Here is an 18,227-nt window from a genome sequence, read left to right on the forward strand (position 1 = left end):
CCCTCACCAGTACCGCAGGGCATGCCGAAAAGTATTGGCCAGCAACGCTTCATCGATGTCGATCGGGGCGTTACCGAGCAGCCGTTGCTGCGGCCAGGCGCCGGCCGCCAGCGCGGTGGCGTCGGACTCGGTGTAGCCGACCCCGGCGAGTCCGTCGGGCATGCCGACCGCGCGCATGATGCGCACCAGGTGGTCGGCCAGCACCGCGCCCGCGTCGGCGTCGGCGGCGCCCGCCACGTCGGCGCCGAGGTGCACGGCGGCGGCCAGGTGCCGGGCCGGATCCGCGGGGGCGGTGAGCCGGAATGCGGCCGGGGCGTTGAGGATCACCGACATGCCATGCGGGACGATGGGCGCGTCGCCGGGGTAGCCCGACGGGTGGAAGTCGCGCACCTGACCGGCCACGGCGTAGGCCATCGCGTGCGGAATGTGTACGCCCGCATTGCCGAACGCGATGCCCGCCAGCGTCGCCGCCCACATAGTCTGTTCGCGCGCCTCCCGGTCGGCGGCGTCGGTGACGGCGCGTTCGAGGTAGCGGACCAGCAGTCCGAGCGCCTCGCGGCTGCCCAGATCGCTCCAGGGGTTGGCGCCTTGGCTCATCGGCCGCTGACTGGCCTGCGCGGGCGCGGCACGCCGGGTGAACGGCCGGGCCGTGTAGGACTCCAGCGCGTGGGAGAGCACGTCGAGTCCGCTGCAGGCGACGACCTCGCCGGGCAGCGTGTCGGTGCTGTCGGGGTCGACCAGTGCCTCGCTGGGCCGCAGCGCCGGGCTCGCGATGCCGGTCTTGGCGTGCAGGGAGAGCAGGTCGAAGATCGCGATGCCGGTGACCTCGCTGCCGGTGCCCGATGTCGTCGGGCACGCGATGTGCGGCGCCAGCGGGCCGGGCACCGGCCGCCCGGCGCCGATGGGCGCATTGACGTAGTCGGCGAAGTCCGCCGGATGGGTGGCGTACAGGTTGGCGGCCTTGGCGGTGTCGATCACCGATCCGCCGCCCACCGAGACGTAGCCGTCGGGTTTCATTTCCGTCGCGAAAGCCGCTGCGGCGCGGAAGGATTCGTCGGTCGGTTCGACGCTGGACTCGGTGTAGGTGACGACGTCGAGGCCGGCGTCGCGCAGCGACTGCAGTGCGGTGTCGAAGAACTCGAGCCGGGCGACCGAGGCGTCGGAGAACAACGCCACCCGGCGCATGCCCAGCGCCGCGGCGCGGTCGCCGACTTCGCGCACGCAGCCCCGGCCGAAGGTGATGCGCGACGCGTCGACGGTGAACGCGGTGTCGAATGCGGAGTGGCAGCAGCTCATGGCTCGATTGTGCCGTCGAGGCCGCCGCCGCGGCGCGCCGCCCGGGCGCTGACCACGAGCGCGGCCATCACCAGCGCGATGCCGGCGATCTCGGCCCGGTCGGGCCGTTGGGCCAGGGCCACCGCGCCGACCACGGCGGCGGTGGCGGGCAGCAGCGCGAGCAACAGCGCGAAACGGGCGCGCCCGACGCGGGCCAGTATCGGTTGGTCGAGCGCGTACGGGATGGCACTGGAGAGCACTCCCACTCCGGCGCCCAGGAGCCAGGTGCGCGGCTCGGTGAGCACCGACGCGTCGATCACGCCCTGCGCGCCGAGCAGCACCGGCGCCGACAGCAGCGCGGCGACGGCCATCCCGACGGCCAGCGAGTCGACGCCCGCGCCCGCGTCGGCCACCCGCTTGCCGAGCAGGATGTAGCCCGCCCACAGCGCGGCGGCGAGCAGCGCGAAGGCCACGCCGGCGCCGTGGACCCCGGTCTGCGGGCCGGCCAGCAGGGACACCCCGGCGGCGACCAGCACAGCGGCGCCGTAGTCCAGCGGCCGGCGGGAGCCGAGCACCGCGACGGCCACCGGACCGGTGAACTCGATGGCCACGGCGGTGCCGAGCGGGATCCGCGCGATGGCCTCGTAGAACGCCACGTTCATCGCGAGCGTGACGATCCCGAACATCGCCGCCGCGCCCAGCGCGGGCCGGGTCCAGCGGCGCCGCCACGGCCGTCGCCAGGCGAGCAGCACCACCGCCGCGCCCGCCGCGCGCAGCCACGCCACCGTCGACGGGGCCGTCGTCTCGAACAGCGTCACCCCGACCGCGGCGCCGGCGTACTGGGACACGGCGCCGACGACGAAGAACAGCGGCACCGACCAGCCCGGGATCCGGACCGCGGGCCGCGGTCGGCTAGCCGGCGGCGGCCCTGCGGGCACGTTCGGTCATCGAGGCGATCACGCCGCCGTCGTTGAGGATGTCGGTGCCGGTCAGGTAGCCGGCCCGCCCGCTCGCGCAGAACGCCAGCAGCTCGGCCATCTCCTCCGCGGTGCCCCACCGCGGCACCGCGGCGTCGGCCACCATCGCACCGGCGCCTGCCTTCTCCTCGAGCCGGCCCATCTCGGTGTCGGTCGAGCCCGGCGAGACGGACAGGATGCGCAGCCCGCGGCCGGTGAACCGCTCCGCCTGCGCCGTCGAATACCACCGCACGAAGCTCTTGCTCAGCGCGTAGGCCAGGCCCGGGCGGGCCTGATCGGGCGCGATCTCGCAGGCCGTGCGCATCTGCTCGAGGAAGGTGGGCGCGTCCTCGAGCGCGCGGGGGAACGTGGCGATCGGCACCACCGACTCGGGCAGCATGTGCGCCGCCATCGACGCCACGTTGACCAGCGCGGCGCCCTCGGGGGCGACGCGGTAGAACTCCTCACCGACGGTGAGCGTGCCGAGCGCGTTCGTGGTGAGGATGTAATCGGCGTCGCCCATGCTCGGGCTCACGCCCGCGGTGTGGATCACCGAGGTCAGCGTGCCGAGCTCGGTGGCGGTGCGCAGCAGTGCGGCGACGGCGGCCGGGTCGGTGACGTCACCGGCGACGGCGGTCACCGCGATGCCCTGCCCGTCGAGCACCGCGTGCGCGGCGGCGAGCCGGTCCTCCCGGACGTCGAACAGCACGACGCTGTGGTCTCGGCCGACGATCGCCGCCGTCGCCTGCCCCATGCCGCCCGCTCCCCCGGTGATCACCGACACACGCGTCATAGTTAGACCGTATAGGCAACACGGCTGCCTCGGAAGACGGTGTCAGGATTCGGTGAGGGCCTGCAGGCGCACCAGGGTCTGGTCCATGATGCTGCCCACCTGCCGCGCCGCCACCCAGTCCGCGACCAGCCCCAGCACCCCGCCCGGCGCCTCGTACGCCAGCCGGAACGTCACCTTCGTCTTGCCGTCACCGTGTTCGCGCAGGCGGAAGCGTCCCCGCAGCGTCACCCCGGTGATGCCGATCCACGCCAGGTCGCGGGCGTCGTCGAACTCCACCACCTCGATCACGCCGCCGATGGGCACCGAGCCGACCCGCCAGTGCACCGTGAACCGGGATCCCACGCCGACCGGGCCGTCGGTGACGGTCTCCCAGCGCTCGAGGTGCGCCATGAACTCGGGGTAGCAGGTCGGGTCACTGACGTGCTTCCACACGATGTGGGGGTCGACGTTGACGACCCTGCTTCGCGACAGCCGCATCGTCCCTCCTAACCGATCACCGGGAAGCGGCGTTCGGCGCCGAGCCGGTCGACCGCGCCCTGCAGGCTGGCCAGCACCTTGTCGTTGATGACGTCGTCGTCGGCCGCGGCGATGTCCTCCGCGTCGATCGGGTCCTGCACCTCGATGACGATCTTCGTCGGCAGCGGCAGCCGCGGCACCATGTCGCTGACCGCCAGTCCCCAGGGCGGTGCCAGCAGGATCGGGACGCTCTTGAGCCGGGCGATCCTGTCCACGCCCAGCAGCCGCGCCAGCCACTGCCCGCGGTCCAGGAACAGTGCGGCCTCCTGCCCGCCGACGCTGGCGACCGGGACGATCGGCACCCCCGCTTCGCGGGCCAGCGTCACATAACCCTGGCGCCCGTCGAAGTCGACCTCGTGGCGCTTCCAGGACGGGCGGAACACCTCGTAGTCGCCGCCCGGGTAGACCAGTAGCGCCGCACCGGATTTCAGGGCCAGCGCGGCGTTGTCGTGGTTGGCCGCGACGGTGCCGAACTTGCGCAGCGAGCCCAGACCCGGCATGGACACCACCAGGTTGTGCGCCAACTGATAGAACGGCCGCTCCACGCCGAAGTACGAGCAGAACGCCAACGTGAACACGAAGGTGTCGGGCGGCAGGTTACCGCCACTGTGGTTGCCCACCAACAGGACCGGTCCGTCCTTGGGAATCCGGTCGAGCCCCCGGACGTCCGCGCGGAAGTACAGCGACGCCAGCAACCACAACCCGGGCAGTTGCTCGCGGATGTAGTCGGCGTCGCGCTGGTCGAGATCGGCCTTGGGCACGCGAGCCGACAGCTCGTGTTTGGCCCATTCGAGGGCGTCGCTGAAACCCGGCATGGAGGTGATATTGACCACCGTCGGTCAGAGCAAACACGGCTGCGGCACAATCTCGTGGCGTGCCCTCCTCCCTCGGCGATGTGCTCGCCTCGATGGCCCTGACCCGGCTCGACGCCCGGGCCTTTCTCGGTGAGCAACTGCCGGCGCCGGCGCACCACATCCTCGGCGGCCACATCTCGGCCCAGGCGCTGCTGGCGGCCGGTCTGACCGCGCCGGGGCGCGCCCCGCACAGCGTGCACACCTACTTCCTGCGACCCGGCGACGCGCGCCGTCCGGTCCGGTTCGACGTCGTGGATCTGCAGGAGGGGCGCACGTTCTCGGCTCGCCGCGTGACCGCCCGCCAGGACGAGCAGATCCTGCTGGAGGCGATGTCGTCGTTCACGCTGGCCGCGCCGGCACCCGGCGCGAGCGGGTATCAGCCGTCGGCTCCGGAGGTGCCGGAGCCGGAGTCGCTGCCCCTCGTCGCGCCGCACATGGCCGAATCCGACGACGTCACGCCGGGACAGTGGTCGAGTCTGCGGTGGTTCGAACGGCGCATCGTCGACGCCGACCGGTCGCCGCCGGCCCGGTCGCGCATCTGGTGGCGACCCGACGGCCCGGTGCCCGACGAGGTGGCCGGCGACACGACGATGACGGCCGCACTGGTCGCGTACCTGTCGGCGGTGACGCTGACCGAACCGGCGTACGCGGCGCGCGGCAAGGTCGGCGCGTCGGCGCAGCGGGATCACTCGGTGTGGTTCCACGGACCCGCGGATCTGTCGGACTGGCTGCTCTACGACCAGTCCTCGCCGAGCAGCACCGACACGCTGGCGTTGGCCAGCGGGACCATGTTCAACCGCGACGGCCGGTTGGTGTGCACGGTGCGCCAGGAGATGTACTTCCCGCCCCCGCGCGCCTAGCCGCCCGGGTGGGCGCGGCGGAAGGCCTCCACCGCGGTGGGCAGCGTCGGGAAGATCCGGTCCTCGCCGATCGCGTCGATCAACCCGGCGGCGACCAGGTCGTCGTGCAACTCCCGCTTCACCCGTGCCATCGCGAATTCGATTCCGCGACTCTGCAATTCGGCCCGCAACTGACCGAGGGCGTCGAGTGCGGTCAGGTCGACCTCGACGTTGGCCTCCGCGTTGAGCAGGAACCACCGCACCGGGTCGGCGCTGTCGTCGACCGCCGCGAGCGCGCGCTGCCGGAAGTTCTCGGCGTTGGCGAAGAACAGCGGCGCGTCGTAGCGGTAGACCAGCAGCCCGGCCAGGGGGCTCGCCGTCGGATAGTCGTCGATGTCGTGCATTCCGGCCAGCCCCGGCACGAATCCCAGGATCGCGTCGTGGGGCCGGGCGACGCGGCGCAACAGTTCGAGCACCGAGACGGCGATCGCGGCCAGCACGCCGTACAGCGCGCCGAACGCCAGCACGGCCACCGTCGTCGTCACCGCGAGCAGCCACTCGCTGAGCCGGAACCGCCGCAGCCTGCGGAACTGGGCGATGTCGATCAGTCGCAGCGCGGCGTAGACCACCAGGGCGCCGAGCACGGCGGTCGGGAACAGCGCGAGCACTCCCCGCCCCGCGATCATCACCAGCAGCACGACGGCGAGCGCCACCAGCGAGTACACCTGGGTGCGGCTGCCCACCGATTCGCCCAGCGCGGTCCGGCTCGCACTCGAGCTGACGGGGAAGCCGTGGCTCAGCCCGGCGCCGACGTTGCAGGCCCCCAGCGCGCGCAATTCGGCGTTGGCGTCGATGCGCTCGGACCGGCGCGCCGAGAACGACCGCGCGGTGAGCACGTTGTCGGAGAACGCCACCAGGGCGATACCGACGGCGGGAATCACGAGCCCGACGACGTCCGCAGGCCCGACCCCGGGGAAGCCCAGGGGTGGCAGACCGCTGGGGATCGGGCCGACCAGCCGGATGCCGTCGTCCTGCAGCGCGAAGACGGCGACCACGACGGTGGTGACCAGGATGGTGATCAGCGGCCCGGGCCAGCGCGGGATGAACCGGGCCAGCCCCAGGAGCATCGCCAGCGCGCCGACCGACAGGGCGACGGTCGGCCACTGCACTCCGTCCAGTCCGGACACGAACGACCGCAGCTGGCCGGTGAACTCCTGGCCGTCGACCGGGGTGCCGGTCAGCTTGCCGAGCTGGCCCGCGATCATCAGGACGGCGACGCCGGTCAGGTAGCCGACCAGCACGGGCTGGCTGAGCAGCTCGGCGAGGAACCCCAGCCGGACGACGCCGGCCAGGAGGCAGACCGCGCCGACGAGCACCGCGAGCACCGCCGCCAGGGCGGCGTAGCGCACCGGGTCGCCGTGGGCCAGTGGGGCCAGCGCCGTGGCGGTGATCAGCGCGGTCGTGGATTCGGGGCCGACCGAGAGTTGCCGCGACGAGCCGAGCACCGCGTACACGGCCATCGGCACGAGCGCCGCCCACAGCCCGGTCACCGGCGGGAGGCCGGCCACCGTCGCGTAGGCCATCACCTGCGGGATGAGGTACGCCGCGACCGTCAGACCGGCGAGGACGTCGCCGCGGAGCCAGGACCGCTCGTAGTCGCGGTACTGCGCGATCGTCATTCTCGACATGGAAGCACGGTCACAGGCCGGTCCGGCGCAAGACGGCGCCGAACGGGTACACGGGCGCGATGAGCAGCACAGACCAGCGTGACCTCGGCGATTCCGACAGCCCGATCGAGGACGCCCTCGAACAGGCCTTCAACCGCATGGTCGACGAGGGCACGCAGCGGCTGCACCGCACCTGGCGCGAGGTGCTGGTGACCGGGTTCTTCGGCGGCACCGAGGTGGCGATGGGGGTGCTGGCCTACCTGTCGGTGCTGGTGGCGACGGGTGACCCGCTGCTGGCGGGGCTGGCCTTCTCGATCGGCTTCCTGGCGCTGCTGCTGGGCCGCAGCGAGTTGTTCACCGAGGGGTTCCTGGTGCCGGTCACCACGGTCGCCGCCAAACGCGCCAGCGTCGCGCAGCTGGTCAAGCTGTGGAGCGGCACGCTGGCGGCCAACCTCGTCGGCGGCTGGCTGATCATGTGGCTGGTGATGACGGCGTTCCCGAAGCTGCACGCCCAGACCATCACCTCCGCGCAGCACTACGTCGACGCGCCGCTGTCCGCGGAGTCGATCACGCTCGCGCTGCTGGGCGGCATGGCGATCACACTGATGACGCGCATGCAGCACGGCACCGATTCGATGCCGGCCAAGATCGCCGCGGCCGTCGCCGGGGCGTTCCTGCTGGCCGGTCTGCAGATGTTCCACTCGATCCTGGACTCGCTGCTGATCTTCGGTGCACTGATCGCCGGCAACACCTCGTTCGGATACCTCGACTGGCTGTCGTGGTTCGGCTACACGGTGGTCTGCAACATCGTCGGCGGTCTCACGCTGGTCACGCTGCTGCGCCTGATCCGCAGCAAGGACCGACTCAAAGAGGAACGGCGCGAAGCGGATTCACCGACAGGAGACTCCCGTTAGATCGGCGCCACCCGGTCGAACCAGGGCACGGCCCGCTCCAGCTGGGCGGCGAGCTGAATCAGTCGCGACTCCCCGGCCAGCGGCGCGACGAACTGGACGCCGAGCGGCAGGCCGTCGGCCGTCCAGTGCAGCGGCAGCGAGATCGCCGGGCGCCCGGTCAGATTCGCCAGCTGGGTGTAGGGCACCCAGCCGAGGTTGTCGTCGACCATGTCGTCGACGATCTTGGTGTAGCGCAGCAGCCCCGCGGTCCGGGTCTTGAGCAGGACGTCGGCTGAGCGGGCCAGCGCGGCGGGCAGGTCGAACGCGCCGATCCTGGGCGGCGGGGTGGCCAGAGTCGGGGTGAGCAGCAGGTCGTGGGACTCGAAGAACGCGGTGAGTCGGCGGGTGTGTTCGTGGCGGCGAGCCACGGCGTCGACGTAGTCCACGCCGCTGGTGGCGCGGCCCAGCGCCGCCATGATCAGCGTGTCCCGTTCGAAGGACGCGTCGCCCGCCCCGGTCAGCCGCTTGGCCTCCTCGACTTCGAAGGCGACCGAGACGAACCAGGTCAGCAGGAAGTCCCGGGCCAGCACGGCGTCGTCGAACGGAGCCTGCGGGAGTTCGTCGACATGGTGGCCAAGGCCGGTCAGCACCCGCACGGTGTTCTCGACGGCGGCGTAGGCCTCCGCGTGGGGATGGGGGGTGATCGCCGACGGCACCCGCACCCCGATCCGCAGCGGGCCAGGGTCGGTGTCCAGGCAGGACACGAACGACGGGTCCGGGATGCCGGGCACGTACGGTCCGCCGGGCTCACCGCCGCGCAGCACGTCGAGCATGGCCGCGGTGTCGCGCACGGTGCGGGAGACGACGCCCTGCACCGCGGCGCCGTGCATCGGCTCCGCGGCGCCGGGCCCCGACGGCACCAGTCCGCGACCGGGTTTGAGGCCGACGAGCCCGCAGCAGCCCGCCGGGATACGGATCGACCCGCCGCCGTCGCTGGCTCCCGCGCAGGGGACGATGCCCGCGGCGACGGCGGCGGCCGCTCCGCCCGACGAGCCGCCCGGGCTGTGGGCGAGGTTCCAGGGGTTGCGGGCCGCCCCGTGGGCGACCGGCTCGGTGACCCCCTTGGCGCCGAACTCGGGGGTGTTGGTCTTGCCGAAGATCACCAGGCCGGCGTCGAGCCAGCGTTGCACGACGGTGGAGTGCTCCGGCGCAGGTCGCGACGCCAGCGCACGTGAACCGGCGCCGGTGGGTGTCCCGGCGTAATCCTGGCCGAGATCCTTGATCAGGAACGGCACGCCGGTGAAGGGGCCGCCGCCGGGCTCCGCCGCCGGGATGTCGCGCACGATGGCGTTTATCCGCGGGTTCACCGCCGCGGCGCGGTCCCGGGCCAGCGTCAGCAACTCGGCCGCCGACACCTTGTCGGTGGCGACCAGTTCGGCCAGGCCGGTGGCGTCATAGGTCCGGTATTCCTCGAAGTCCATGGCCTGACCGTAGGTGGCCCCGCCCGCCCGGGGAAGGGTTTCTAATCGTTATCAAGGTTTGTCTCATTTGTCACATGGGTAACTTCAGTAACGACGCGGACGACGCGGTCCGACGCGCCACCCACCCGAAGAAAGTGACGAATGGATCATCCTGATGAACACAATCCTGTACTTCAGCGCCCAGGGCCCCGTTTATGAGACGCGTGCCTACACCAAGGCCGACGTCGACCGACTCATCCACGACCGCGGGCTGCAGTCTCTAGGCAGCGCCGACCGGCAGTTCGATTTCTGGTTCAGCTCCACCACGCCGGGCTGCCAGCGCCGCGTCAACCGCCGCGCCACCGAATTACTGCTCGCCACAACGAACTTCACCGCGAAGACCGTCCCGCTGCTGCGCGGAGCGGTGGTCGTCGCCACCCACGACGCCGACGGAGACCTCGACGGGCTGAGCTGGCAGCAGCTCGATCAGCTGGCGGCTCGCAACCGCTCCCTGAGCGCCCGCGACGAGCGGATCCTGAGCCGGCGGATCACCCGGGATCTGCAGCGCGCACGCCGCGCCGCGCAGGCACCTGCGCCTGCTCCGGTCCCCGTCGCCGCCCGGCCACGCGCCACCGCGGCCCGCTAGCTCAGCGGAACTGCGCGACCCGCTCGGCGAGCTGGTCGAGGATGCGCAGGGACTGGTCGAGCGGCTTGGTCGGCAGCAGCAGGCCCAGTTCCCCGAAGCCGAGTTCTGCTGCGGCACTCCAGTACTGCGGATCGTTCGGGGCGGCGAACATCGTCAGCGGGACGTCGTGCCCGGCGCCCTCGGTGATCTGGTCGATCCGCATCCGGAGCCGTTCGACCGGCAGCGGGTTGGAGATCCAGCCCGCCTTGTGCCGTATCACCCTCTTGACCGTGGCGTCGGAGTCACCGCCGATCAGCACCGGCGGGTGCGGTGTGCGCACGGGCTTGGGCCGGCAGTAGGACGGGTCGAAATCGACGAACCGGCCGTGGTACTCGGCGGGTTCGGTGGTCCACAGCGCCTTGATGGCCTCGATCCGTTCGTCGAGCAGCGCGCCGCGCGTCTTCGGATCGGTGCCGTGATCGCGCAGTTCCTCGATGTTCCAGCCGGCCCCCACTCCGAGCACGAATCGCCCGCCGGAGATCAGGTCGATGCTGGCGGCCTCCTTGGCGGTGATGATGGGGTCGCGCTGGATCAGAAGCGCGATGCCGGTGATCAATTCGATCGTGGACGTCACCGCGGCGGCGGCCGCCAGCGTGACGAACGGGTCCAGCGTGCGGTAGTAGATCGACGGCAGATCACCGCCCAGCGGATACGGCGACTGCCGGCTGGCCGGAATGTGGGTGTGCTCGGCGACGGCCAGAGACGTGAAGCCGCGCTCTTCGATCGCCCGTGCCAGGGACACGGTGTCGATGGTGTCGTCGTTGACGAAGGTGGAGATGCCGAACTTCATCTGACCGAGGTTATGCCTGCGCGCAGCTCAGACGTACTCCAGGGTGGTCATCATCCCGGCGTCCATGTGATAACCGTTGTGGCAGTGCAGCATCCACACCCCCGGGTTGTCGGCGTCGAAGGCGACGGCCACCGACTTCATCGGCGCGACGATCACGGTGTCCTTGCGCGGGCCGGGCGCTCCGTCGGAGCGCAGCACCTCGAAAGTGTGCCCGTGCAGGTGCATCGGATGCCACATCATCGACCGGTTGACGAAGTGCAGCACGGCCCGCTGGCTCTCGGCGACGGTCAGCGGGACGGCGTCGGTGAAGGGCCGTCCGTTGATCCGCCAGTCGTAGCCCATCATGCCGCCGGACAGCACCGCCTGCAGTTGCGCATCGGGCGGCGCGGGGGCGAGCCGGACGGGCGCGGCGGCACTCAGGGCGGCCGCGGTGGCCACCCGGCCCGCCAGCTCGGCCGGCCGGAAGTCCGGGCCGGGATCGCTTCCCACCCCGGTGCGCAACAGTGCGCGCCCCGCACCGTTCTTCCCTTCGGCGACCGCCACCAGAGGGAAGACGCCGTCGGCCGCTGTGACGAGCACGTCGTAGCGTTCCCCCATCCCCAGCAGCACCGCATCCACGTCGACAGGTTCGACCGGATACCCGTCGGTGTGCGTGACCGTCATCGGGTGACCGGCCAGCGCGACGCGGAACGCGGTGTCGGCCGCGGCATTGATGAACCGGATGCGCATCCGCTGGCCGGCGCGTGCCGTGAAAGCGGTTGCCGCCGAGGGGATGCGACCGTTGACGAGGTAGTAGGGATAGCTGACGTCGCCACCGTCGCCGCCGAGCAGGGGGCTTGCCGCGCCGCCCATGCCGTGCATCGACATCCTGCGCGACCGCAGTCCGTCGAGAATCTGGTGCGGGTCGGGGCCCACGCCCGCGGTCCAGTCGTCGAGCACGACGATCCACTCCGCGTCGTAGTCGCCGGGTTCGGCGGGATCGTCGACGATCACCGGCAGGTACAGCCCGTAGTCGGTGTCCAGCCCGGCGTGCGGGTGGGCCCAGTAGGTGCCGGGGACCGGTGAGGTGAACCGGTAGGTGAAGTCCGCGCCCGGGGCGATCTCGGGGGTGGCCGGCGCGGCGCCGTCCATGTCGTTGCGCAGCGCGATGCCGTGCCAGTGCACGGAGGTCGGGTGGTCGAGGCCGTTCGTGACGGTGACCGCCAGCTCGTCCCCGACGTTCCCCCGCACCACGGGGCCCGCCACCCGGCCGTCGTAGGCGAGGCTGCGGACCACCGGACCGCCGAGGTCCAGGTCGCTCGATCCGGCCCGCAGGTGCGCGGTGACGGTCCGTCCGGTGTGGGGGCGGGCCGCCTCGGTGCGGGCGATCGCCTCGGCCAGGCCTGCTGCGGGTTGCCGGGGCGCGGGCGGTGCGGTGGGCCGCGCACACGCGCTCAGCGCCGCACCCGCCGCCGCGGCGACCAGAAAACTCCGCCTGCTCAGTGCCATCGGGTCATACCGCCGCGGCCGTTCCCTTTTCGGACTCCTGCACGGTCTCCTGGTGAGCGTCCGTCTCGGCGACCGCGTCGCGCGCCTGGCGATCGCTGGGCGGAAGCTGCGCCGTTCCGCGTGGACCGCGCCAGCCGAGGTAGCCCAGGGTGACACTCAGCGCCGAGTAGACCGCGGCCTCGGTCCACATGTAACCGACGCCCCATCTCCGCCCGAGGAACACCGGTTCGTCGACCAGTCCGCTCGACGTCGCCACGGCGTAGGCCGCGTGCGCATAGGCCAGCGCGGCGAACGACCCGGCGAAGAACTTGCATGCTTCACGGTTCATGATGGCTCCTTTTCCCGTTGTCGCTCCAGTGTCGGACCGGGTGGCCGCCATGGACAGGGCCGTAAGACCCCCGATGGCGCCCCTGCTATGGCAAGGCTTGGTTTGCTGGCAGAGTGCTGCGAACCTGGTTACGGTGACGCGGTGGCCATCCCCTCGCATCCCGCCGAACCGCATGTCGGTTCCGTTGCCGCCAAGCTCAATTGGTTGCGGGCAGGCGTCCTCGGAGCGAACGACGGCATCGTGTCCACCGCAGGCATCGTCGTCGGTGTCGCCGCGGCCACCGTCGAGCGCGGGCCCATCCTGACCGCCGGCATCGCCGGGCTGGCCGCCGGGGCGGTGTCGATGGCCCTGGGCGAGTACGTGTCGGTGAGCACACAGCGCGACACCGAGAAGGCGCTGCTCAGCAAGGAGCGTCGGGAGCTGCGCGAGGATCCGGCCGCCGAACTGGACGAACTCGCCGCGCTCTACGAGGAGAAGGGGCTGACGCCGGCCACCGCCCGGACGGTCGCCGAGGAGCTCACCGACCACGACGCGTTCGCCGCGCACGCCGAGATCGAATTGGGCATCACGCCAGGCGAACTGACCAACCCGTGGCAGGCGGCGCTGTCCTCGGCGCTGTCGTTCACCGTCGGCGCCGTGCTGCCGATCCTCGCGATCATCCTGCCGCCGATCGCATGGCGCATCCCGGTCACCGTCGTCGCCGTACTGGCGGCGCTGGTCCTCACCGGCGCAGTGTCCGCCCGACTGGGCGGGGCGCCCAAGCAACGCGCGGTGATGCGCAACGTCATCGGCGGCGGGCTCGCGTTGGCGATCACCTACGGAATCGGTCACCTGGTCGGTGCGGCCATCGCCTAGGGTGTGAGGAATTCCGTCAGGGGTATAGCTGCGCGGTGACTGTCTCCCCTGCGCCCGTACCCGAGGATCTCCGGCGCCTGGCGGCCGCCCACGGGGTCGCGACGTCCTACCGTAACGAGCGCCGGGAGCCGGTGAACGTCGACGCCGACGTCGTCATCCGGGTGCTCGGTCTGCTGGAGGTCGAGGCCCGCACCGAGGAGCAGCGCCGCGCCGAACTGTCCCGGCTCGAAGAGCGCAGCCGCGCTAGAGTGCTGCCGCCCACATTGGCGGTCCGATTGTCCGGGCAGCCGCGCCCGGTGCCCGGGGCGACGATGCTGATCGCCGAGGACGGCACCCGGACCGACGTGCGCGACGAGATCCCCGCCGACCTGGCGCCCGGCTGGTACCGGCTGCACACCGCCGACGGGCAGGAGGTCACGGTGGTGGCCGCTCCGCCGCAGGTGCCGACCGCGCCCGACACCTGGGGCTGGATGCTGCAGCTGTACGCGCTGCGCTCGGCACGGTCGTGGGGTATCGGCGACCTGGGTGATCTGCGCGAGTTCATGGACTGGACGGTCACCGAACACGGTTGCGGCGCAGTGCTTCTGAACCCGCTCCACGCCCCCGGCCCGACGCATCCGGTACAACCGTCGCCCTACACCCCCTCGAGCAGGCGGTTCGCCAATCCGCTCGCGCTGCGCATCGAGGACCTCGACGCCTACCGGCAGGCCGATCCGGCGACCCGCGCCGAGGTCGACGCGCTGCGGGTGTCGGCGAGCACCCCGCGCATCGACCACGATCTGGTGTGGGCGGCGAAGCGCTCGGCGCTGGAGGTGCTCTGGCGCTCGGCGGGCCGGCCCGATCCGCTCGGTGACGCCGCGACCTCCGACGGTCTGCGGGACTGGGCCACCTATTGCGCGCTGGCCGAACGGCACGGCGGCCGGTGGAGCCGCTGGCCGGAAGCGCTGCGTGACGTCTCCGGTGCTGCCGTGGCGTCGGCCCGCCGGGAGTTGGCGCCGCGGTTGGCGTTCCACGCGTGGGTGCAGCAGCGGTGCGCCGAGCAACTCGCCGCGGTGCGGGACGCGGGCCGCACGTCCGGGATGGCGCTGGGGGTGCTGCACGATCTGGCGGTCGGCGTCGACGCCGACGGCGCGGACGCGTGGGCGCTGGCCGATGTGCTGGCCACCGGTGTCAGCATCGGCGCTCCGCCGGACAACTTCACTCCGCGCGGCCAGGATTGGGGGCTGCCGCCGTGGCGCCCGGACCGGTTGGCCGCCAAGGGCTATGCCCCACTGCGGGACATGCTGCGGGCGGTGCTGTCACACGCCGACGGGCTGCGCATCGACCACGTCGCCGGGTTGTGGCGGCTGTGGTGGATTCCGCCGGGCGACGGCCCGGATCGCGGCACCTACGTGCACTACGACGCCGAGGCGATGCTGGCGGTGCTGGCGCTCGAGGCGCACCGCGCACAGGCCACGGTGGTCGGTGAGGATCTGGGTACCGTCGAGCCCGAGGTGACTCAGGCGTTGGCGGACAACGGAATGCTGGGCTGCGCGGTGGCGTGGTTCACCCGTGACCTGGACGTTCCGGACGAGCCGTTGCTGCCGCCGGCCCGGTGGCCGGAGCGGGCCGCCGCGAGCATCTCCACCCACGACCTGCCGACCGCGGCCGGGTTCCTCGAGGGCCAGCACGTGCGGGCGCGCGCCGACCTCGGCCTGCTCGACGACGTCCCGGGCGAGCAGGCCAACGCCGACAAGGAACGCGCAGAGTGGTTGGCGCTGTTGACCTCCGAGGGTCTGCTGGCCGCCGACCAGCAGTCCGACGAGTCGGCGGTCATCCTCGCGATGCACCGCCTGCTGGCCCGGACGCCGAGCCGGCTCAAGCTCATCTCGCCCTACGACGTCATCGGCGAGACCCGTCAACCGAACCTGCCGGGCACGGTCGACGAGTATCCCAACTGGCGGCTGCCGCTGCCCGAGACGCTCGAGCAGTTGCGCACCGATCCCCGCGTCGCCGCGATCACCGCGGCATTCCGCAGGGCTCCCTAGTCAGCGCATCTGCGGCAACACGTCGCGCTGGAAGGTGCTGAAGAACCCGTCCAGGTCCGGGCCGATCTGCTGCACGTAGATCTCGTCGACGTCGGCGTCGACGAACTCCCGGATCTGGGCGACGTGGGCGTCGACGTCGGGCCCGCACGTCACCGACTCGGCCACCATGTCCCGCGGCACCAGCGACGAGGCCGCCTCGAAGTCGCGCGGTCGCGGCAGCGTCTGCGCGAGTTGGCCGGGCAGCGACTCGTTGGCCCACAGCCGGTGCGCGGCGTCGAGTCCGGCGTCGGCGTCGCGGTCCCAACTCACCTTGGTGCCGGCCTGCACCGGCTTGTCGCCGCCCCCGCCCTCGCGGAAGGCCTTCACCAGTTCGGCGTCGGGCATCGTGGTGCAGAATCCGTCGCCGACCCGGCCGGCGAATTCTGCTGCCTGCGTGCCGAATCCGGACACGTAGATCGGAACGGGCTGCTCCGGGCAGGTGTAGATCCGCGCCTCCTGCACCTCGTAGTGCTCGCCGTGGTGGCTGATCTCCTCACCCCGGTGCAGCAGCCGGATCACGTCGATCGCCTCCTCGAGCATCTCCAGGCGCACACCGACCGATGGCCACGGGTCGCCGAAGATGTGCTCGTTGAGCAGTTCACCGCTGCCGACACCGAGCACGAACCGGCCGTCGAGTTGGACGGCGGCCGTGGCAGCGGCCTGCGCGATGATCGCGGGGTGGATCCGCATCGTCGGACACGTCACGGCCGTGCTCACCGGCAGCGAGGTCACCTGGGAGAGCGCACCGATCACGCCCCAGACGAACGGGCCCTGGCCCTGCGCGTCGTTCCACGGGTGGAAGTGGTCGGAGATCCACAGGGCCTCGAAGCCCGCGTCCTCCGCCCGTCTGGCCTGGTCGACCAGGCTCTGTGGGGTCCACTGCTCACTCGACAGGAAGTATCCGATCTTCGCCATGCGGGCGCGGTTACCCCGCGGCGGCACCTTCATACCTGGCCGCGGAGGGGAATTCACAGGTCGAGCACGACGGGCTCGACCGGCTGCGCACAGCAGATCAGCACGTTGCCCTCCGCGGGCGGCTCCAGCGGTTCGGGGGCGTAGCGGACGGCGCCGGCCAGCAGCGCGGTCTCGCAGTTGTGGCACACCCCGGTGCGGCACGACCAGCGGGTGGGGACGTCGCAGGCCTCGGCAAACTCGAGCAGGCTCGCGGCAGGCGGCCCCCACGGCGCCGTCATCCCGCTGCGGGCGAACTGCACCTCGGGTCCCGGCCCGGGTGGTCCGGCGGGCTGGTGCGGGGCGACCGTGTGGGCGGCGATGCCCGGCGTGAGGGCGGGCCCGGCGCCGAAGATCTCGGTGTGCACCCGGGCGGCGTCCAGCCCGTGCGCGATCAGCGCCGCCTCCATCTCGGTCATGAACACCTGCGGGCCGCACACGTAGGCGCTGGCGTCACGGGGTACGTCGAGGCCGTCCAGCACCGCCGCCGCGAGCCGGCCCCGCTCGCTGTAGTCCACCCCGGACCGGTCGTCCGGCGCGGGCCGGCTGTACATCACGTGAAACCTGCTGCCCGGCAACCGCTTCAACAGATCTCGCGCCTCGGCGGCGAACGGGTGCTCCGTGCCGTCGCGCGCTCCGTGCAGCCACACCACCTGCCGGGGGGTCCCCGCGGCGGCGAGCACGTGCAGCATCGACAGCACCGGCGTCACCCCGACGCCCGCGGAGACCAGGACGACGGGCGACTCGTCGTCGGAGAGAAGGAACGTTCCCCGGGGCGCCGCGACGTCGAGGAGGTCGCCCGGGCGCAGCCGGGAATGGACGTATCCGCTGGCCGCACCGTGGGGCTCCCGCTTGACGCTGATGCGGTATCGACCCCCGCCGGGCGCATTAGACAGGGAGTAACTGCGGACCACGGCGGCCGATCCGTTCGAACCGGGGATGCGCAGCGTGATCGCCTGTCCGGCAATCCAATCGGGCAGCGGTGCGCCGCTCGGGTCGGCGAGCACCACCGACCGCACCGAGCGGCTCTCGTCGTGCACGTCGCGCACCGACAGCGCGCGGAACCCGGTCCACGCGGGCGGTGGGCCCGTGACGGCGAGCCCCGGATTGCCGGTCGTCTCGTTCTCGTCGGCCAGCGCGCGCAAGGATGTCTGCCAGCCGGGGCTCAGCGCGGGGATGCGCAGCGCGCGGTCGAGGGCGTCGCGAGGGTGGCCGGGAAGGTAGAGCAGCGCGTCGATCTCGGCGACCGTCATGCGTTCGGGGCCGTCGGCGATCTTCTCGATCTCCTGACCCGCTTCGAGCTCGCCCTCGGTGATGACCCGGCAGTAGAACCCGGGCCGGCGGTGCGCGACGAGCAGGGCGGCCATCCGTGGTTCCCCGATCCGCATACCGGCGCGGTAGCACGTGACCCGCGGTTGGGTGACCTCGAGAACCACGTCGCCCACGCGGTAGCGGTCACCGATGCAGACCTCGTCGTCCGGCAGTCCCTCGACGGTCAGGTTCTCCCCGAGCAGTCCCGGCTCGAGGTCGTCGCGGCCGAATTCGCGGGTCCAGTGCCGGTAGGAGTCGAGTTGGTAGACCAGCACCGCCCGGTTCTCGCCGCCGTGCCCGCCGAGGTCCCCCTGGCCGTCGCCGTCGACGTTGAGGCGGCGCACCATGCGCGGCCCGATGACGGGGTGTTTCCACGCGCCGGTGTGGACGGTGCGGTCGTTCCAGGTGATGTCTTTGGGCATGCCGACGTTGACGGACACGAGGGTGGCCATCGCGCCATCCTCCCGTCCCCGCGGTCGCCGCGCAGCCGAAAGCGATTA

Annotated in this window: 17 protein-coding genes; 5 read left to right on the forward strand and 12 right to left on the reverse strand. The window is 71.7% G+C overall.

Going from position 1 to position 18,227, the window contains the following annotated elements; all coding sequences use genetic code 11:
• Positions 1-3 precede the first annotated feature (3 nt).
• Genes MCHLDSM_RS24420 through MCHLDSM_RS24440 form a run of 5 tightly spaced genes read right to left on the reverse strand, consistent with a single transcriptional unit; the run spans position 4 to position 4,355 of the window.
• Positions 4-1,296, reverse strand: a complete 1,293-nt coding sequence (locus tag MCHLDSM_RS24420) for a hydroxyacid-oxoacid transhydrogenase (RefSeq protein WP_048472372.1) — start codon at positions 1,294-1,296, stop codon at positions 4-6.
• Positions 1,293-2,150, reverse strand: coding sequence for an EamA family transporter (locus MCHLDSM_RS24425; RefSeq protein ID WP_048472941.1), 858 nt, complete (start codon positions 2,148-2,150; stop codon positions 1,293-1,295). Before MCHLDSM_RS24425 ends, MCHLDSM_RS24420 begins: the two co-directional genes overlap by 4 nt.
• Before the next feature lie 37 nt (positions 2,151-2,187).
• Positions 2,188-3,024: an SDR family oxidoreductase gene (locus MCHLDSM_RS24430; RefSeq protein ID WP_048472373.1), complete on the reverse strand. Its 837-nt coding sequence runs from the start codon at positions 3,022-3,024 to the stop codon at positions 2,188-2,190.
• Between the two features lie 42 nt (positions 3,025-3,066).
• On the reverse strand, positions 3,067-3,501 hold the full coding sequence (locus MCHLDSM_RS24435; RefSeq protein ID WP_048472374.1) for an SRPBCC family protein: 435 nt from the start codon (positions 3,499-3,501) through the stop codon (positions 3,067-3,069).
• Positions 3,502-3,509: 8 nt separating this feature from the next.
• The gene (locus MCHLDSM_RS24440; protein WP_048420272.1) at positions 3,510-4,355 is read right to left on the reverse strand and encodes a lysophospholipid acyltransferase family protein; all 846 of its coding nucleotides are present in this window, start codon (positions 4,353-4,355) and stop codon (positions 3,510-3,512) included.
• Between the two features lie 59 nt (positions 4,356-4,414).
• On the opposite strand from MCHLDSM_RS24440, the gene MCHLDSM_RS24445 reads away from it, so the two are divergent.
• Positions 4,415-5,254 (forward strand): acyl-CoA thioesterase, encoded by an 840-nt coding sequence (locus MCHLDSM_RS24445; protein WP_048472375.1) that lies wholly within the window; start codon positions 4,415-4,417, stop codon positions 5,252-5,254.
• On the opposite strand, the gene MCHLDSM_RS24450 is transcribed toward MCHLDSM_RS24445, so the two are convergent.
• A complete protein-coding gene (locus tag MCHLDSM_RS24450) occupies positions 5,251-6,912 on the reverse strand; it encodes a SulP family inorganic anion transporter (RefSeq protein ID WP_234714176.1) in 1,662 nt (553 codons plus the stop codon). The genes MCHLDSM_RS24445 and MCHLDSM_RS24450 overlap by 4 nt on opposite strands.
• 68 nt (positions 6,913-6,980) lie before the next feature.
• On the opposite strand from MCHLDSM_RS24450, the gene MCHLDSM_RS24455 reads away from it, so the two are divergent.
• Positions 6,981-7,814 (forward strand): formate/nitrite transporter family protein, encoded by an 834-nt coding sequence (locus MCHLDSM_RS24455; RefSeq protein ID WP_048472377.1) that lies wholly within the window; start codon positions 6,981-6,983, stop codon positions 7,812-7,814.
• Here the strand turns inward: MCHLDSM_RS24455 and MCHLDSM_RS24460 are convergent.
• Positions 7,811-9,274, reverse strand: a complete 1,464-nt coding sequence (locus MCHLDSM_RS24460) for an amidase (protein ID WP_048472378.1) — start codon at positions 9,272-9,274, stop codon at positions 7,811-7,813. The genes MCHLDSM_RS24455 and MCHLDSM_RS24460 overlap by 4 nt on opposite strands.
• Before the next feature lie 154 nt (positions 9,275-9,428).
• Here MCHLDSM_RS24460 and MCHLDSM_RS24465 point away from each other — a divergent pair, with 154 nt between their 5' ends.
• A complete protein-coding gene (locus MCHLDSM_RS24465; protein WP_048472379.1) occupies positions 9,429-9,899 on the forward strand; it encodes a hypothetical protein in 471 nt (156 codons plus the stop codon).
• Between the two features lies 1 nt (position 9,900).
• Here MCHLDSM_RS24465 and MCHLDSM_RS24470 read toward each other — a convergent pair whose 3' ends face one another.
• Genes MCHLDSM_RS24470 through MCHLDSM_RS39755 form a run of 3 tightly spaced genes read right to left on the reverse strand, consistent with a single transcriptional unit; the run spans position 9,901 to position 12,544 of the window.
• Positions 9,901-10,728, reverse strand: a complete 828-nt coding sequence (locus tag MCHLDSM_RS24470) for an LLM class F420-dependent oxidoreductase (RefSeq protein ID WP_048472380.1) — start codon at positions 10,726-10,728, stop codon at positions 9,901-9,903.
• 27 nt (positions 10,729-10,755) lie between these two features.
• The gene (locus MCHLDSM_RS24475; protein ID WP_048472381.1) at positions 10,756-12,216 is read right to left on the reverse strand and encodes a multicopper oxidase family protein; all 1,461 of its coding nucleotides are present in this window, start codon (positions 12,214-12,216) and stop codon (positions 10,756-10,758) included.
• Between the two features lie 4 nt (positions 12,217-12,220).
• Entirely contained in the window at positions 12,221-12,544 is a 324-nt protein-coding gene (locus MCHLDSM_RS39755) for a hypothetical protein (protein ID WP_048472382.1), read from the reverse strand.
• A gap of 141 nt (positions 12,545-12,685) precedes the next feature.
• On the opposite strand from MCHLDSM_RS39755, the gene MCHLDSM_RS24485 reads away from it, so the two are divergent.
• Positions 12,686-13,399 (forward strand): VIT1/CCC1 transporter family protein, encoded by a 714-nt coding sequence (locus MCHLDSM_RS24485; protein ID WP_048472383.1) that lies wholly within the window; start codon positions 12,686-12,688, stop codon positions 13,397-13,399.
• 35 nt (positions 13,400-13,434) lie between these two features.
• Entirely contained in the window at positions 13,435-15,426 is a 1,992-nt protein-coding gene (malQ, locus tag MCHLDSM_RS24490) for a 4-alpha-glucanotransferase (protein ID WP_048472384.1), read from the forward strand.
• Here the strand turns inward: malQ and MCHLDSM_RS24495 are convergent, their stop codons facing one another.
• Together MCHLDSM_RS24495 and MCHLDSM_RS24500 are read right to left on the reverse strand one after the other, a co-directional pair.
• Positions 15,427-16,380 carry a TIGR03557 family F420-dependent LLM class oxidoreductase gene (locus tag MCHLDSM_RS24495; RefSeq protein ID WP_048472942.1) on the reverse strand — a complete coding sequence of 318 codons (954 nt, stop codon included), beginning with the start codon at positions 16,378-16,380 and terminating at the stop codon, positions 15,427-15,429. It abuts the gene before it with no gap.
• Between the two features lie 53 nt (positions 16,381-16,433).
• Positions 16,434-18,179: an MOSC and FAD-binding oxidoreductase domain-containing protein gene (locus MCHLDSM_RS24500; protein WP_048472385.1), complete on the reverse strand. Its 1,746-nt coding sequence runs from the start codon at positions 18,177-18,179 to the stop codon at positions 16,434-16,436.
• Positions 18,180-18,227 lie beyond the last annotated feature (48 nt).

The organism is Mycolicibacterium chlorophenolicum (genome assembly GCF_001044235.1).
In the GTDB taxonomy this organism is placed as follows: domain Bacteria; phylum Actinomycetota; class Actinomycetes; order Mycobacteriales; family Mycobacteriaceae; genus Mycobacterium; species Mycobacterium chlorophenolicum.